Source organism: Citrobacter koseri ATCC BAA-895 (assembly GCF_000018045.1).
GTDB lineage: Bacteria > Pseudomonadota > Gammaproteobacteria > Enterobacterales > Enterobacteriaceae > Citrobacter_B > Citrobacter_B koseri.
The window spans coordinates 1,795,237-1,810,694 of record NC_009792.1 but is presented as its reverse complement, the minus strand read 5'-3'; the positions used below and the strand labels follow the sequence as shown (position 1 = coordinate 1,810,694).

Annotated in this window: 15 protein-coding genes; 6 read left to right on the top strand and 9 right to left on the bottom strand. The window is 53.2% G+C overall.

Features of this window, described 5'->3' with window-relative positions; translation table 11 throughout:
- Positions 1-99 precede the first annotated feature (99 nt).
- The 5 genes from lolC to cobB are packed head-to-tail and all read left to right on the top strand — an operon-like array spanning position 100 to position 5,018.
- Entirely contained in the window at positions 100-1,299 is a 1,200-nt protein-coding gene (gene lolC / locus CKO_RS08215; RefSeq protein WP_024130430.1) for a lipoprotein-releasing ABC transporter permease subunit LolC, read from the top strand.
- A complete protein-coding gene (gene lolD / locus CKO_RS08210) occupies positions 1,292-1,993 on the top strand; it encodes a lipoprotein-releasing ABC transporter ATP-binding protein LolD (protein ID WP_012132798.1) in 702 nt (233 codons plus the stop codon). The genes lolC and lolD overlap by 8 nt, the downstream gene beginning before the upstream one ends.
- Positions 1,993-3,237, top strand: coding sequence for a lipoprotein-releasing ABC transporter permease subunit LolE (lolE, locus tag CKO_RS08205; RefSeq protein WP_024130429.1), 1,245 nt, complete (start codon positions 1,993-1,995; stop codon positions 3,235-3,237). Before lolD ends, lolE begins: the two co-directional genes overlap by 1 nt.
- 32 nt (positions 3,238-3,269) lie before the next feature.
- Positions 3,270-4,181 (top strand): N-acetylglucosamine kinase, encoded by a 912-nt coding sequence (nagK, locus tag CKO_RS08200; RefSeq protein WP_012132796.1) that lies wholly within the window; start codon positions 3,270-3,272, stop codon positions 4,179-4,181.
- 15 nt (positions 4,182-4,196) lie between these two features.
- A complete protein-coding gene (gene cobB, locus CKO_RS08195; RefSeq protein WP_024130428.1) occupies positions 4,197-5,018 on the top strand; it encodes a Sir2 family NAD+-dependent deacetylase in 822 nt (273 codons plus the stop codon).
- A 101-nt stretch (positions 5,019-5,119) separates the two neighbouring features.
- On the opposite strand, the gene potD is transcribed toward cobB, so the two are convergent.
- Genes potD through potA form a run of 4 tightly spaced genes read right to left on the bottom strand, consistent with a single transcriptional unit; the run spans position 5,120 to position 8,944 of the window.
- Complete coding sequence (potD, locus tag CKO_RS08190) at positions 5,120-6,166, bottom strand: spermidine/putrescine ABC transporter substrate-binding protein PotD (RefSeq protein ID WP_012132794.1); 1,047 nt, start codon at positions 6,164-6,166, stop codon at positions 5,120-5,122.
- Positions 6,167-6,190: 24 nt separating this feature from the next.
- Positions 6,191-6,970, bottom strand: a complete 780-nt coding sequence (potC, locus tag CKO_RS08185) for a spermidine/putrescine ABC transporter permease PotC (RefSeq protein ID WP_012132793.1) — start codon at positions 6,968-6,970, stop codon at positions 6,191-6,193.
- Positions 6,967-7,824 (bottom strand): spermidine/putrescine ABC transporter permease PotB, encoded by an 858-nt coding sequence (potB, locus tag CKO_RS08180; protein ID WP_012132792.1) that lies wholly within the window; start codon positions 7,822-7,824, stop codon positions 6,967-6,969. The genes potC and potB overlap by 4 nt, the downstream gene beginning before the upstream one ends.
- On the bottom strand, positions 7,808-8,944 hold the full coding sequence (gene potA, locus CKO_RS08175) for a spermidine/putrescine ABC transporter ATP-binding protein PotA (RefSeq protein ID WP_012132791.1): 1,137 nt from the start codon (positions 8,942-8,944) through the stop codon (positions 7,808-7,810). Before potA ends, potB begins: the two co-directional genes overlap by 17 nt.
- Before the next feature lie 250 nt (positions 8,945-9,194).
- Here potA and pepT point away from each other — a divergent pair, with 250 nt between their 5' ends.
- Positions 9,195-10,421, top strand: coding sequence for a peptidase T (pepT, locus tag CKO_RS08170; RefSeq protein WP_012132790.1), 1,227 nt, complete (start codon positions 9,195-9,197; stop codon positions 10,419-10,421).
- Positions 10,422-10,520: 99 nt separating this feature from the next.
- On the opposite strand, the gene roxA is transcribed toward pepT, so the two are convergent.
- From roxA to xisR, 5 genes are all read right to left on the bottom strand, one after another.
- Positions 10,521-11,642 (bottom strand): [50S ribosomal protein L16]-arginine 3-hydroxylase, encoded by a 1,122-nt coding sequence (gene roxA / locus CKO_RS08165; protein ID WP_024130427.1) that lies wholly within the window; start codon positions 11,640-11,642, stop codon positions 10,521-10,523.
- A gap of 92 nt (positions 11,643-11,734) precedes the next feature.
- Positions 11,735-13,198: a two-component system sensor histidine kinase PhoQ gene (phoQ, locus tag CKO_RS08160; RefSeq protein ID WP_012132787.1), complete on the bottom strand. Its 1,464-nt coding sequence runs from the start codon at positions 13,196-13,198 to the stop codon at positions 11,735-11,737.
- On the bottom strand, positions 13,198-13,869 hold the full coding sequence (gene phoP / locus CKO_RS08155; RefSeq protein ID WP_024130426.1) for a two-component system response regulator PhoP: 672 nt from the start codon (positions 13,867-13,869) through the stop codon (positions 13,198-13,200). The genes phoQ and phoP overlap by 1 nt, the downstream gene beginning before the upstream one ends.
- 73 nt (positions 13,870-13,942) lie before the next feature.
- On the bottom strand, positions 13,943-15,229 hold the full coding sequence (locus CKO_RS08150) for a site-specific integrase (protein ID WP_012132785.1): 1,287 nt from the start codon (positions 15,227-15,229) through the stop codon (positions 13,943-13,945).
- Complete coding sequence (xisR, locus tag CKO_RS08145; protein ID WP_012132784.1) at positions 15,229-15,444, bottom strand: excisionase family protein; 216 nt, start codon at positions 15,442-15,444, stop codon at positions 15,229-15,231. The genes CKO_RS08150 and xisR overlap by 1 nt, the downstream gene beginning before the upstream one ends.
- Positions 15,445-15,458 lie beyond the last annotated feature (14 nt).

Genomic DNA, 15,458 nt, shown 5'->3' with positions numbered 1-15,458 from the left:
TTCAGAATTACGCTGACGAACACTTACGGTTCAGTCATTTACCCATTCCGCTTTCGCTTATATACTCAGGGCTTTGCTAACAGCAACCAGACGGATTTCATGTACCAACCTGTCGCTCTATTTATTGGCCTGCGTTATATGCGTGGGCGTGCAGCAGATCGTTTCGGTCGTTTCGTCTCCTGGCTTTCCACCATTGGCATTACTCTCGGGGTGATGGCGCTGGTCACGGTATTGTCGGTGATGAATGGTTTTGAGCGTGAACTGCAAAACAACATCCTTGGCCTGATGCCGCAGGCAATTCTCTCGTCTGAGCAGGGCTCCCTTAATCCACAGCAGATACCCGAAAAAGCGGTTACGTTGAATGGCGTCAACCGTATCGCGCCGCTTACCACGGGAGATGTCGTGCTGCAAAGCGCGCGTAGCGTCGCCGTGGGCGTGATGCTGGGTATCGACCCGGCGCAAAAAGATCCCTTAACGCCGTATCTGGTCAATGTGAAGCAAACCTCTCTTGAACCGGGCAAGTATAATGTCATCCTCGGCGAGCAGCTTGCCGGGCAGTTGGGCGTCAATCGCGGCGATCAAATTCGCGTGATGGTGCCTTCCGCCAGCCAGTTCACACCAATGGGACGGCTGCCGAGCCAGCGCCTGTTTACGGTGATTGGCACCTTCGCGGCGAACAGCGAAGTGGATGGCTACCAGATGCTGACCAATATTCAGGACGCGTCGCGTCTGATGCGCTACCCGGCAGGCAATATCACCGGCTGGCGCTTGTGGCTCAATGAGCCGCTGAAGGTGGATACCCTCAGCCAGCAGACGCTGCCGGAGGGGACGAAATGGCAGGACTGGCGTGAGCGAAAAGGCGAACTGTTCCAGGCCGTGCGCATGGAAAAAAACATGATGGGTTTGCTGTTAAGCCTGATCGTCGCCGTGGCGGCGTTTAATATTATTACTTCGTTAGGTTTGATGGTGATGGAGAAGCAGGGCGAAGTGGCTATTTTACAAACCCAGGGGCTGACGCCGCGCCAGATCATGATGGTGTTTATGGTTCAGGGCGCCAGCGCCGGGATTATCGGCGCGCTGTTGGGGGCGGTGCTGGGCGCATTGCTGGCCAGCCAACTGAATAACCTGATGCCGATCATTGGCGCATTCCTGGATGGCGCTGCGCTGCCGGTGGCGATTGAACCGCTACAGGTTGTTGTTATTGCGCTGGTGGCGATGGCCATCGCGTTATTGTCCACGCTGTATCCTTCCTGGCGCGCTGCCGCCACCCAACCCGCTGAGGCTTTACGTTATGAATAAGATCCTGTTGCAATGCGACAACCTGTGCAAACGCTATCAGGAAGGCTCCGTGCAAACCGACGTGCTGCACGATGTCAGCTTCAGCATTGGCGAAGGCGAAATGATGGCGATTGTCGGCAGCTCCGGCTCCGGGAAAAGTACGCTCCTGCACCTGCTGGGCGGCCTGGATACGCCGACGTCGGGCGATGTCATTTTTAGCGGCCAGCCGATGAGCAAACTCTCGTCGGCGGCGAAAGCGGAACTGCGCAACCAGAAGCTTGGCTTTATTTATCAGTTCCATCACCTGCTGCCGGATTTCACCGCGCTGGAAAACGTCGCGATGCCGCTGCTGATCGGCAAGAAAAAACCGGCTGAAATTACCGAGCGGGCGCGTGAAATGTTGCAGGCGGTGGGGCTGGATCACCGAGCTAACCATCGTCCATCCGAACTTTCCGGCGGCGAGCGTCAGCGTGTCGCCATCGCCCGAGCGCTGGTCAACAATCCGCGCCTGGTGCTGGCGGATGAACCGACCGGCAACCTGGATGCGCGCAATGCCGACAGTATTTTCCAGCTTCTGGGTGAACTCAATCGCGCTCAGGGAACGGCGTTTCTGGTAGTGACTCACGATTTGCAGCTGGCGAAGCGAATGAGCCGTCAGCTTGAAATGCGCGACGGTCTGCTGACGGCAGAACTGAGCCTGATGGGAGCTGAGTAATGGCTTCGCCTTTATCGTTATTGATCGGCTTGCGCTTTAGTCGTGGTCGTCGACGCGGCGGTATGGTGTCGCTGATTTCCGTTATCTCGACTATCGGCATCGCGCTGGGTGTGGCGGTACTGATTGTCGGTTTAAGCGCGATGAACGGTTTTGAGCGCGAGCTGAACAACCGTATTCTGGCCGTGGTGCCGCATGGTGAAATTGAAGCGGTGAATCAGCCGTGGACTCACTGGCGCGAAGCGCTGGAAAAAGTGCAGCACGTACAGGGGATTGCAGCGGCAGCGCCCTATATCAACTTTACCGGGCTGGTGGAGAGCGGGGCGAATCTGCGCGCAATCCAGGTGAAGGGCGTGGACCCGAAACAGGAACAGCGCTTGAGCGCGCTGCCGTCGTTTGTGCAAAACCATGCCTGGGATAACTTCAGGGCGGGCGAGCAGCAGATCATCATTGGCAAGGGCGTTGCTGATGCGCTGAAAGTGAAGCAGGGCGACTGGGTGTCGATCATGATCCCCAATGCCAGCGCCGATCATAAATTGCAGCAGCCTAAGCGAGTGCGTCTGCATGTGACGGGGATTCTGCAACTGAGCGGTCAGCTCGATCACAGCTTTGCCATGATCCCTATGGAAGACGCGCAGCAGTACCTGGATATGGGGGCCAGCGTGTCCGGCATCGCGATTAAGGTCAACGATGTCTTTAACGCCAATAAATTGGTACGGGACGCTGGCGAAGTGACCGACAGTTACGTTTACATTAAGAGCTGGATCGGTACTTACGGCTATATGTACCATGATATTCAGATGATCCGCGCCATCATGTATCTGGCGATGGTGCTGGTGATCGGCGTGGCCTGCTTCAATATCGTTTCGACGCTGGTGATGGCGGTAAAAGATAAGAGCGGCGATATCGCGGTATTAAGAACCTTAGGGGCGAAAGATGGCCTAATCCGCGCCATTTTCGTCTGGTATGGGCTGCTGGCGGGTCTGCTCGGCAGTCTGTGCGGCGTGGCGATTGGCGTGGTCGTCTCGTTGCAACTGACCCCTATCATCGAAGGCATCGAAAAGCTGATAGGGCATCAGTTCCTTTCTGGAGACATCTATTTTATCGACTTCCTGCCATCCGAATTACACTGGCTGGACGTTATTTACGTACTGGTTACGGCATTGTTGCTGAGCTTGTTGGCGAGCTGGTATCCGGCGCGACGCGCCAGCAATATTGACCCCGCGAGAGTGTTAAGCGGCCAGTAGTCGCAGTACATAAGAACAAGGAGCGGTGCGTGATGTATTACGGGTTTGACATTGGCGGGACAAAAATTGCCTTAGGCGTGTTTGATAACGAGCGACGTTTGCGCTGGGAAAAACGCGTACCGACGCCACGCGAAGGCTATGAGGCTTTTTTAACGGCGGTCTGCGATCTGGTGGCGGAAGCCGACCAGCGGTTTGACGTAAAAGGTTCCGTGGGCATTGGTATTCCCGGGATGCCGGAAACGGAAGACGGAACGCTGTATGCCGCCAATGTTCCGGCCGCCAGCGGTAAACCGCTCCGCGCCGATCTCAGCGCCCGGCTGGATCGTGATGTTCGCCTGGATAACGACGCGAACTGCTTTGCACTGTCGGAAGCCTGGGATGATGAGTTCACGCAGTATCCGCTGGTCATGGGGCTTATCCTCGGGACGGGCGTAGGCGGCGGACTGGTGCTCAACGGTAAGCCGATCACCGGTTGCAGCTATATTACCGGCGAGTTTGGTCATATGCGTCTGCCTGTCGATGCCCTCACCCTGATGGGGTTCGATTTTCCTCTGCGTCGCTGCGGCTGCGGTCAACTGGGCTGCATCGAAAATTATCTTTCCGGCCGCGGGTTTGCGTGGCTGTATCAGCATTACTATCATCAACCTCTACAGGCGCCGGAGATTATTGCTTTGTGGGAGCAAGGTGATGAACGCGCGCGTGCGCATGTTGAACGTTACCTGGATTTACTGGCGGTCTGCCTGGGGAATATCCTCACGATCGTCGATCCCGATCTGGTGGTGATTGGGGGAGGATTATCAAACTTCACTGCTATAACAACGCAACTGGCAGACAGGTTGCCACGTCATCTCCTTCCTGTTGCTCGTGTACCGCGTATTGAGCGGGCGCGACACGGTGATGCGGGCGGGATGCGCGGCGCTGCCTTCTTACATCTTACCGATTAATCAAAAGAGGTTGTTATGCAGTCGCGTCGGGCTCATCGATTAAGCCGTTTTCGTAAAAACAAACGCCATTTGCGTGAACGCCTGCGTCAGCGAATCTTTTTCAGAGACAGAGTGGTGCCGGAAATGATGGAAAAACCAAGAGTATTAGTTCTTACTGGAGCGGGAATCTCTGCCGAATCCGGCATTCGTACATTTCGCGCCGCTGATGGTCTCTGGGAAGAGCATCGGGTAGAGGATGTGGCGACCCCGGAAGGGTTTGACCGCGATCCAGAACTGGTTCAGTCATTTTACAACGCCCGCCGTCAGCAGTTGCAGCGGCCTGAGATTCAGCCCAACCCGGCGCATGTCGCGCTGGCAAAACTGGAAGAGGCGCTGGGCGATCGTTTCCTGCTGGTGACGCAAAATATCGATAATCTGCATGAACGCGCGGGCAACAAGAATATCATTCACATGCACGGCGAGCTGTTGAAAGTGCGCTGCTCCCAGAGCGGACAAATTCTGGACTGGACGGGCGATGTGACTTCAGACGATAAGTGCCACTGCTGCCAGTTCCCGGCTTCGCTTCGCCCGCACGTCGTGTGGTTTGGTGAAATGCCGCTTGGCATGGATGAGATCTATATGGCGCTGGCGATGGCGGATGTGTTTATCGCTATCGGAACATCCGGGCATGTTTATCCGGCTGCCGGGTTTGTGCATGAGGCCCGCCTGCATGGCGCGCATACGGTCGAGCTAAATCTTGAACCAAGCCAGGTCGGCAGCGAGTTTGAAGAGAAATATTATGGCCCGGCAAGCCAGGTTGTACCGGCGTTTATTGAGAAATTATTGAAAGGACTGTGATTTTTTTGCCGGATGGCGGCGAATGCCTTATCCGGCCTACGGTTTGCATTTATCCAGGCCCGATAAGCGCAGCGCCATCGGGCATTCTTTACAACGCTGAATTAGCGTCCCGCTTTCAGCTTCTGATAATACTCTTCATAGATAGCACTGGCGGAACCCACGTCGTTCTGCCATTCCCCTTTATTGATGGTGTCGGCATCAGGGTAGAGTGATTTATCATTTGCCACTTCAGGACTTAACAGCTTACGTGCGGCCAGGTTCGGCGTCGGATAACCGATGGTTTCCGCCACTTCTTTCGCCACATCCGGGCGCAACAGGAAGTTGATCAGCTTCAGCGCGCCTTCTTTGTTTTTGGCGTTCGCCGGAATAGAAAGGCTGTCCATCCAGAAAATACCGCCTTCTTTCGGCCAGATAACCTCAAGCGGCGTCCCCGCCTGACGTGCAACGTACGCAGAACCGTTCCACACCATCCCCAGGTTGACTTCGCCTTCCATATACGGGTTAGCCGGGTTGTCTGAGTTGAACGCCGCCACGTTTGGCATCAGTTTTTTCAGTTCGTTATACGCCGCTTCAATCTCTTTAGGATCGGTGGTGTTGCCGGAGTAACCCAGCTTACGCAGCGCCATCTGGAACACTTCACGCGCATCGTCAGTCAGCAGCAGACTGCCTTTATACTCAGGCTTCCACAGGTCCGCCCAACTGGTGACGGTTTTCGGGTCAATTTCGTCGCTGTTAACGCCAATTGCCGTTGCGCCCCAGATATACGGGATGGAGTAGTCGTTATTCGGGTCAAACGGTTTGTTGAGCATTTCAGGATCGAGGTTGTGGAAGTTGGTTAACTTCGTTTTGTCGATCTTCTGGATCATGCCCTCTTTACGCATTTTATCGACGTAATAGGTGGAAGGCACCACCAGGTCGTAGGCGCCGTCTTTATACGTTTTCAGCTTGGCATACATGGTTTCATTCGACTCGTAGGTCGAATAGATAACCTTAATGCCCGTCTCTTTAGTGAACTGTTCCAGCAGTCCTGGTGGAACATACTCGGTCCAGTTGTAGAAATAGAGCGTGTTGTTGTCATCAGCGTGAGCGGCGCTCATGCCCAGTGCCAGAGCACCCGCCGCGAGCAGGTGGCGTGACCATTTTTTCATTTAACGTCCCCTGAATAGTGGGCCTCAACGGCCCTTGGTTTTATCACGAGCAATAAGCTGGCTGGCGATGACCATAACCAGCGACAGAACCAACAAAATCGTTGCCAGCGCATTAACTTCCGGTGAAACGCCGACTTTTACCATTGAGTAAATTTTCAATGGCAGAATCTCATAGCCAGGCCCGGTGACGAATGACGAAACCACCACGTCATCCATCGACAGGGTGAAACTGAGCAACCAGCCAGCCGCGACCGCAGGCATTGCCAGCGGCAGAATGATCTTACGCAAAATCGTGACTTCACTGGCCCCCAGGTCTTTTGCCGCTTCCAGCATCCGCACGTCAAACCCTTTCAGGCGCGAGTAAACGGTAACGACCACGAAGGGCAGGCAAAAGGTGATATGCGAAAACAGCAACGACCAGAAGCCCAACTGGATGCCGAGCAGCATAAACAGCACCAGCAGTGAAATCGCCATTACAATATCCGGCGACATCATGACGACGAACAGCATGCCGCTGACAAACGGTTTACCGCGAAAACGATAGCGATACAGCGCCACTGCCGTTAGCGAGCCGATGATTGTGGCAAAGGTGGCCGAGAACACCGCCATCGTCAGCGAGTGCTGTGCCGCCTGCAACAGGCTGTCGTTATTCATCAGCAGGCTGTACCAGTTGGTGGTAAAACCCTGCCAGTTGATGCCAAAGCGCGAACTGTTAAAGGAGTTCACAATCAAGATGATGATTGGAATATACAGGTACGCGTAGATAGCGGTCATAAAACCGCCACGAAGCAGTCGACCGATCATTCGAGTTCCACCTTCTTATTCAGCAGCCGCGATGCGCGCCAGTAAACCAGCAGCATCAGGCCCATCACAATCGTCAGCGTAATGCTGGTGGCTGCGCCAAACGGCCAGTCGCGAATGTTCAGGAACTGAACCTTAATAACGTTACCAATCAGCAGGTTCTTTGCTCCACCCATCAGGTCAGAGACATAGAACAGCCCCATCGCCGGCAGCATCACCAGCAGACACCCGGCGATGATCCCCGGCATGGTCAGCGGAATAATAATGCGAATAAAGGTCTGCAATTTACCGGCGCCCAGATCGCGGGCGGCCTCCAGCAGCGGCTTATCCAGTTTTTCAATGCTGGAGTAGAGTGGCATCACCATAAACGGCAGCAGGATATAGACCAGACCGATAATGACCGCGCCCGGCGTGAACATGATGCGGATCGGGGTGTCAATCACACCCAGCCACAGCAGGAACTCGTTGAGATAGCCCTTGGTGCTGAGAAAAATTTTCAGGCCGTAAATACGGATCAGCGAGTTGGTCCAGAACGGTACGATCAGCAAAAACAGCAGCAGCGGACGCACTTTTTCCGGCAGTTTCGCCAGAAACCAGGCAAAGGGATAGCCGAGCACCAGGCTGGCGAAGGTGGCGATGAGCGCCATATTGAGGGAATGCAGCAAGACCTCAAAATAGAGCGGATCGAGCAAACGAGCGTAGTTATCCAGCGTAAAGACCATTTTGACGAAGTTCGCGTCATCACGGGTCAAAAAGCTGGTACCAATAATCATCAGGTTGGGCAGAAAGACAAATAACACAAGCCAACCAACGACAGTGACAATCACCACATTCTGGAATTTACTTGTGTTCTTCATCAGCCAGTACGACCTCCCAGCTTTCTACCCAGTTAATGGCCATTTTTTGGTCGAGAGAGTGGTCGAAGTCAGGATCGTCTTCATTGAAGAATTCGCTGACCATCACCATTTTGCCATTTTCCAGTTCGACGACGGATTCCAGCGTCATACCTTTGTAGTTGCGCTCGCGCACGTAGCCAATGAGACCTTCAATGTGGTTATCATCGTTAATTTCATCAACGCGCAGATCTTCCGGGCGTAACAGTACGTTCAGTTTCTGACCAGGAACGACGGCAAAGTTAACATAAATATTGCACTCGCGTCCTTCTACATTGGCGCGTACGCGTTGTTCGTCGAGACGTTCAATTACCGTGGCGTTAAACATGTTGATTTCGCCAATGAATCCGGCGACGAACAGGTTTTTCGGCTCCTCATAGATTTCTCGCGGCGTGCCGTCCTGCTCAATAATGCCGTCGCGCATCACCACGATACGGTCAGACATGGTCAGCGCTTCTTCCTGATCGTGCGTAACGAACACAAAAGTGATGCCCAGCTTACGCTGCAACGCTTTCAGTTCGTTCTGCATCTGCTTTCGCAGCTTGTAATCCAGCGCGGAGAGGGATTCATCCAGCAGCAATAAACGCGGTTTATTGACGACGGCGCGGGCGATGGCCACACGCTGCTGCTGCCCGCCGGAAAGCTGATGCGGCTTTCGCTGCGCAAACTCTTCCAGTTGCACCATGCGCAGAGCGTCGGTGACGCGAGGGGTAATCTCGGCGGCGGGGGTTTTCTGCATGCGTAAACCGAAAGCCACATTTTCAAATACGGTCATGTGGGGGAATAACGCATAGCTTTGAAAGACGGTGTTCACATAGCGGTGTTCCGCTGGAACGTCGGTGATGTCCTGGTTATCCAACATGATATGACCGGCATCAACATTTTCCAGACCGGCAATCAGGCGCAGAACGGTTGTTTTACCGCAGCCAGAGGGGCCAAGCAGCGTGAGGAATTCGCCGTTATTGATGGTCAGATTCAGATTAGAAATGACCTCTTTTCCGTCGAAGCTTTTGCGAATTCCCGCCAGTTGTACCAGCGGTGAAAGCGAACGCGGTTGTTTATTCAATTTTTTACTCTGTCCCATGTAGACGCAACGGATGGCTGACCGATGCGGGGTTTGTGGTTAACCACCTTGGTGACTCTTAATGAGGGCGGCCATTCTACGGCAAACCGCTAAAATCGCCAATCCTTGTTGCGAATTACTGGCTTAGCTTTATAGTCAGAAAAAGTGTCTACGCGAAATATTCTCGTTTGCAGGGATAAAAGTGACCTGACGCAATATTTGTCTTTTCTTGCTTATTAATAATGTTGTCACGAAAAGTGAGGGTGACTGCATGGATAAACTACTTGAGCGTTTTTTACACTACGTGTCGCTGGATACCCAATCAAAGGCGGGCGTACGGCAAGTGCCCAGCACTGAGGGCCAGTGGAAATTATTACATTTGCTCAAACAACAGCTCGAAGAAATGGGGCTGGTGAACGTCACGTTAAGTGACAAAGGGACCGTCATGGTGACGCTGCCAGCCAACGTTGCTGGTGATATTCCCGCGATTGGTTTTATCTCTCATGTGGATACCTCACCTGATTTCAGCGGTAAAAATGTGAATCCGCAGATTGTGGAAAACTACCGTGGTGGCGATATTGCGCTAGGGATCGGTGATGAGGTGCTGTCGCCGGTGATGTTCCCGGTTCTGCATCAACTGCTGGGGCAGACGCTGATCACCACTGACGGGAAAACGCTGCTGGGCGCTGACGACAAAGCGGGCGTGGCGGAAATCATGACCGCGCTGGCGGTACTGAAACAGAAAGACATTCCGCACGGTGATATTCGCGTGGCCTTTACGCCGGATGAAGAGGTCGGGAAAGGGGCGAAACATTTTGACGTTGAGGCTTTCGGCGCGCAGTGGGCTTATACCGTTGATGGCGGCGGCGTAGGGGAACTGGAGTTTGAAAACTTCAATGCGGCCTCCGTGAATATCAAAATCGTGGGCAATAACGTACACCCCGGTACGGCGAAGGGCGTGATGGTGAATGCGCTGTCGCTGGCGGCGCGTATTCATGCCGAGGTTCCGGCGGATGAGAGCCCGGAGACGACCGAAGGCTATGAAGGCTTCTACCATCTGGCGAGTATGAAAGGCACCGTTGATCGTGCGGATATGCACTACATCATTCGCGATTTCGACCGCAAACAGTTTGAAGCCCGCAAGCGCAAAATGATGGAGATCGCTAAAAAGGTCGGGAAGGGGCTGCACCCGGACTGCTACATTGAGCTGGTGATCGAAGACAGCTATTACAATATGCGTGAGAAAGTGGTCGAACACCCACATATTCTCGATATTGCACAGCAGGCAATGCGTGACTGCGATATTGTGCCGGATATGAAGCCGATTCGTGGCGGCACTGACGGCGCCCAGCTTTCGTTTATGGGCTTACCGTGCCCGAACCTCTTTACCGGCGGCTATAACTATCATGGCAAGCATGAGTTTGTGACGCTGGAAGGGATGGAGAAAGCGGTGCAGGTGATTGTGCGTATTGCGGAGCTAACTGCGAAGCAGCAGTAATGGTGTCGTGGTGTAATGGCGCTTCACTTATCAGGCCTACCGTGCGTAGGCCTGATAAAACGCGTTCGCGTTGCCATCAGGCTCAATCGCAATAACTTATTACCCTTCGAAGAACCAGTACCCGCTGTTGACCAGTGCGGCCAGCATTGCGAGGAACGACGGGTCTTCCAGCGCATCGCCAAAATTCTCGGCGGTCAGCACGATGTGACTGGAGAGCGCCTCCAGCGCCGGGCGGTGCGGAGAATCAATCTTCTCACCGTTGGCGTAGACCTCATCGCCAATGCGCAGGACGCGTAATCCGCCCAGACGCACCAGCACATCGCCTTGTTTCAGCGCATCATAGATCTCATCCGGCTGATACGGAGGTTCCGGCGGCGCGATGTCCAGTTCGTGACGAGACTGGGAGATAAATTCGCCAAACCACTGTTTAAAGTGTTCAGGCTGATTGATCAGGTCGAGCATCATTTCACGCAGCTTGTCCATCTCCTGCGGCAGAACGTCGGCAGGATGCTCGCGCGACGGGATATCCGGGTCGCTGTAATAGGTGCTGCCCAGCTCGCGTTGCAGAACGTAGTCGGCAAAACCGCTGATCAGTTCACGCGTATTCGGCGCGCGGAAACCAACCGAGTAGTTCATCGCGTTTTCCAGCGCGTAGCCTTCGTGCGGGAATCCGGGTGGGATATACAGAATATCGCCGGGCTCCAGCTCTTCATCAATGATGGCTTCAAAAGGATCGACCTGGAGCAGATCCGGGTGAGGGCAATGCTGCTTCAGTTGCAGCTTCTCGCCTACGCGCCAGCGGCGGCGACCGGTTCCCTGAATGATAAAGACATCGTACTGATCCAGATGCGGACCCACGCCGCCGCCAGGGACGGAAAAGGAGATCATCAGATCGTCAATACGCCAGTCTGGCAACGCGCGGAAAGGACGCATCAGCGCAGCGGTAGGTTCATGCCAGTGGTTTACGGCCTGAACCAGCAGCGACCAGTTGTTCTCGCCGAGGTGGTCGTAACTCTCGAACGGGCCGTGGCTGACCTGCCATTTACCATCCTGATGACTGACCAGACGGCTATCGACTTCGCTTTCCATCGCCAGTCCCGCCAGTTCGTCAGGGGAGAGCGGATCAATGAAGTTGTTGAACCCGCGTTTTAACACCACCGGGCGTTTTTGCCAGTGGCGTTCAAGAAATTCGGGCCAGTTAAGTGTTAATTGATATTCCATGTTGATTATCCGCAGGCTGGTATCTGACACCGATTATAACGGATGCTTAACGACATGCGGTGAAGAACATACATAAATATTACACGCCAGCGTCATTCATCGCGCTGAATCGGGTGCTGGCGACCAAAAATCACCTCCATCCGCGCTCCGCCGAGCAAACTGTCACCGGCGACGATCTTCCCTTCATATTGCTCAGTGATCTCACGGGCGACCGCCAGCCCCACGCCTTGCCCTGGTCGCAGGGTGTCAATGCGCTGACCGCGATCGAAAACCACATCACGCTTGCTTTGCGGAATGCCCGGGCCGTCGTCTTCTACCAGAATATGCAGATGCTCATCGGTCTGCCGGGCTGAAATTTCAACAAACTCCAGGCAGTATTTACAGGCGTTATCCAGCACGTTGCCCATCACTTCAACAAAGTCATTCTGCTCGCCGACAAAGCTGATTTCCGGCGAAATATCGAGGCTAATGTTGACCCCTTTACGCTGATACACCTTATTGAGCGCGCAGGTGAGATTGTCCAGTAACGGCGCTACGGGGTGCAGCTCACGGCTGAGTAACACGCCGCTTCCGCGCATGCTGGCTCGATGCAGGTAATAACCGATCTGCTGGGAGATACGGCTGATCTGTTCCAGCATGACCGGTTCGGCGTCGCTGACGCTCATTTTTTCGCTGCGCATTGAACGCAGGGTGCTCTGCAATACCGCCAGCGGCGTTTTCAGACTATGGGTGAGGTCGGTTAACGTGGTGCGGTATTTATCATAACGTTCACGTTCGCTCTTCAGCAGCCGGTTGAGGTTGCGCACCAGGCTGGTCAGTTCCCGCGTGGTTTCCGGGTTGAGCATTTCGCGGTGGTGTTCTTCCAGCTCGCGCACTTCACGCGCCAGCGCTTCGATAGGGCGTAAACTCCACCACGCGGCGACCCAGAGCAACGGGATGACTAACAGCAGGTTTGCCGCCAGCACATAAATAAACCAGCTCCAGACCATATACGAGCGTTTCAGCTCAATGGGGATGGTATCGACAACCACTATCGTCAGTTGCGGCATCCGCGCGGTAGCCGGATAGACATTCACCGCCACGGAGTGGGTCATTTCCGCATCGTCGTCATCTTCCCGCACCTCTTTGAGCTGCTGTTGGGCGGAATGATCTTCACTCAGCAATGTGCTGGTGGCATCGACATCGGCTTCAATTTCATGAAAACCGTTGGCTTTCAGCCATTCCGGCTGGATACGTTTCTCCAGCCAGGGAACGTTGCGCTGCGCCCATAACAACTTGCCGTTCTCATCATAGATCAGTGTCATCGTGGGGCTTTGCATATCGAGATTTTCCGGGATCTCGATATTGATTTTATTGTTTTGCCATGACGCGAGGGTGTAGAAAAGGTTGCTTTCACCGCGTAACAGGCGAAAGGTTGTCTTATCGAAACTGACGCTATAGCCAACCAGCGCGACCATGCCGTAGGCCAGAGAGAGCACCAGCACAACGCCTGCCGTCGCCAGCAGAAAGCGCAGGCGCAGCGATAAAGGAAAAAGATGACGCAGTAATTTATTCATTAGCGCAGTTCGAACAGGTATCCCTGACCACGGACGGTGGTAATCACATCATCAGGATATCGCGCCTGAATTTTTTTGCGTAAGCGCCCCATTAATACATCAATGGTATGGCTTTCACGCAGTTCCGCATCCGGGTAGAGCTGTAGCATCAACGAATCTTTGCTGACGACTTTGCCATTATTGCGGATCAGCGTTTCCATAATGGTGTATTCAAACGCCGTCAGTTTTATCACTTCATCATTTACGGACAATTCACGGCGGGAGAGATCCACCTGAAAAGGCGGAATAGAGATAACCTGCGAGGCCAGGCCGCTGTTGCGGCGCATTAACGCCTGCATACGCGCGACCACTTCTTCAATATGAAATGGTTTTGTCACGTAGTCGTCGGCGCCGGCGCTCAGCACTTCCACTTTATCCTGCCAGCCCTCACGGGCGGTTAATACCAGAACAGGAAGGGAAACGTCATTGCTGCGCCAGCGGCGGATCAGCGAAAGCCCGTCTTCATCCGGGAGGCCTAAATCGACGATGGCGATGTCCGGCAGATGCTCGTTAAGATAATAATCGGCTTCCTTTGCATCTTCTGCGTCATCAACCTGGTGCCCCAAATCCTGTAATTGAACCTTCAGGTGGTGGCGTAATAAGGCATTATCTTCGACAACCAGTACGCGCATCATCTTTTCTCCCTAAATTAACGGTATTAGTAGTTTAACGCTGATTGTGTGGATTGAAACCAGCGCTATGAAATTAAATGACTTTTTTCATACTCCCTCGCCCGTGGGGGCGTCCTGGGGGCAGTGCTGTCGGCATCTGATTGTTCAGCATGTTGACCTGATCCTGGTTCATGTCACCAATCCACTTGGAGTAAACCTCGTACACCATACGCGCATCTTCATGCCCCATCTGGCTGGCAATGAACGACGGGTTCGCTCCGGCCATCAGCGTCCAGCAGGCATATGTGTGACGCGACTGATATGGATTGCGCTCACGTATACCTGAAAGTTTAGTTCCACGCCTCCAGCCATAGGAAATCGAGTCCTTGGAAAAGTAACCGCCTTTCGTTGACGAGTATGATGTCGGTGAAAAAACGAAGCGAAGATATTGCTGCTCAGTTTTTCCGATCTCACGATGATGAAACTTAATTTCCTGTTTTGGACTGTTCCCGGTGATTTCGTATTGCTCCAGCAGAGCATCATGAGCAGGTTTCAGCAACGTTATCGTCCTTATCCCGGCATCTGTTTTAGGGGGTACAAATACTCGCTTGTTCGTCAAATTTCTGGATACGTGGATTTCACCTTTTACCAAATCAATATCTTCCCATGCCAGTGCGCATATCTCGCCCGGCCTCATCCCCGTATGCACTGCAATAATGATGATTAATGCCTGGCTACGGGGAAGGGCGGCTATCAGTGCCTGGTACTCATGAAGTAAAAGTGGATCGGGATCATTTTTAGATAACTTGAGTCTCGACACTCCTTCATAAGGAGCATGCAATATAAACTGGCTTCGGTTTGCAAGCTTCAGCATTTCTGATAAAACAGCCATCTGTTTATTGACTGTTGAGGGCGCGCGCCCATTTTTGATGCGGTTTGGCATTGAAGGGTTGAAAACCTCCCCGGTCAGGAGTTCTTTGCGGTAATTCAGAATATCTGCGTGCTGAATATCAACCAGCCGTGTGTTCTCGCCCACGACTCGTTTCAGGGTGTTAACGACTGATGTGATGGATAGCAAAGTGGCTTCAGATACCTCCAGTGACTTTGTATCTGTAAAAAAATCACTCAGTTCTTTGAATGTGGAGATCCGTTTTGTGGACGAAAATTTCTTAAGAGCCTTTGATTCCGGGAAACGATCTGCGTAGTCGAACTTACCGAGTTGTATCTCACTCACAATTGCCGCGCGCAGATTGCCCGCTTTTTTAATATTGCTACTGTTGACAACCCAACCCTGGAGAACTTCGCGGCAACGAATGCCGCGATAGATAAATGTGATCCTGATTTTTCCGTTATGCAGTTCAACACCAGTCGGGTATTTCATTAAGCATCCTGAACTAACTGATTAATCTTCGGGTAGTTGTACCAAAGCAGACCTTTAGAGTTGTCAGTCTGTCCAAGCGCAGTAAGGCGCTTGAAGTGAACACCTTCAACCCATAGTTTCTGGCGATAATTTTTAATCTGTCCTTCAGTAAGTCCTGTTCTTTCGGTAAGTCTGGACTCAACAACCCACTCTTCGTTAAAAATTACCTGTGACATGGTTCACCTCAGGT

Coding starts and splice junctions, on each gene's coding strand:
- xisR (WP_012132784.1), bottom strand. CDS start 15,444: ATGTCACAGGTAATTTTTAACGAAGAGTGGGTTGTTGAGTCCAGACTT.
- phoQ (WP_012132787.1), bottom strand. CDS start 13,198: ATGAATAAATTACTGCGTCATCTTTTTCCTTTATCGCTGCGCCTGCGC.
- potA (WP_012132791.1), bottom strand. CDS start 8,944: ATGGGACAGAGTAAAAAATTGAATAAACAACCGCGTTCGCTTTCACCG.
- lolE (WP_024130429.1), top strand. CDS start 1,993: ATGGCTTCGCCTTTATCGTTATTGATCGGCTTGCGCTTTAGTCGTGGT.
- pepT (WP_012132790.1), top strand. CDS start 9,195: ATGGATAAACTACTTGAGCGTTTTTTACACTACGTGTCGCTGGATACC.
- CKO_RS08150 (WP_012132785.1), bottom strand. CDS start 15,229: ATGAAATACCCGACTGGTGTTGAACTGCATAACGGAAAAATCAGGATC.
- potC (WP_012132793.1), bottom strand. CDS start 6,970: ATGATCGGTCGACTGCTTCGTGGCGGTTTTATGACCGCTATCTACGCG.
- phoP (WP_024130426.1), bottom strand. CDS start 13,869: ATGCGCGTACTGGTTGTCGAAGATAATGCCTTATTACGCCACCACCTG.
- roxA (WP_024130427.1), bottom strand. CDS start 11,642: ATGGAATATCAATTAACACTTAACTGGCCCGAATTTCTTGAACGCCAC.
- lolC (WP_024130430.1), top strand. CDS start 100: ATGTACCAACCTGTCGCTCTATTTATTGGCCTGCGTTATATGCGTGGG.
- nagK (WP_012132796.1), top strand. CDS start 3,270: ATGTATTACGGGTTTGACATTGGCGGGACAAAAATTGCCTTAGGCGTG.
- potB (WP_012132792.1), bottom strand. CDS start 7,824: ATGAAGAACACAAGTAAATTCCAGAATGTGGTGATTGTCACTGTCGTT.
- potD (WP_012132794.1), bottom strand. CDS start 6,166: ATGAAAAAATGGTCACGCCACCTGCTCGCGGCGGGTGCTCTGGCACTG.
- lolD (WP_012132798.1), top strand. CDS start 1,292: ATGAATAAGATCCTGTTGCAATGCGACAACCTGTGCAAACGCTATCAG.
- cobB (WP_024130428.1), top strand. CDS start 4,197: ATGCAGTCGCGTCGGGCTCATCGATTAAGCCGTTTTCGTAAAAACAAA.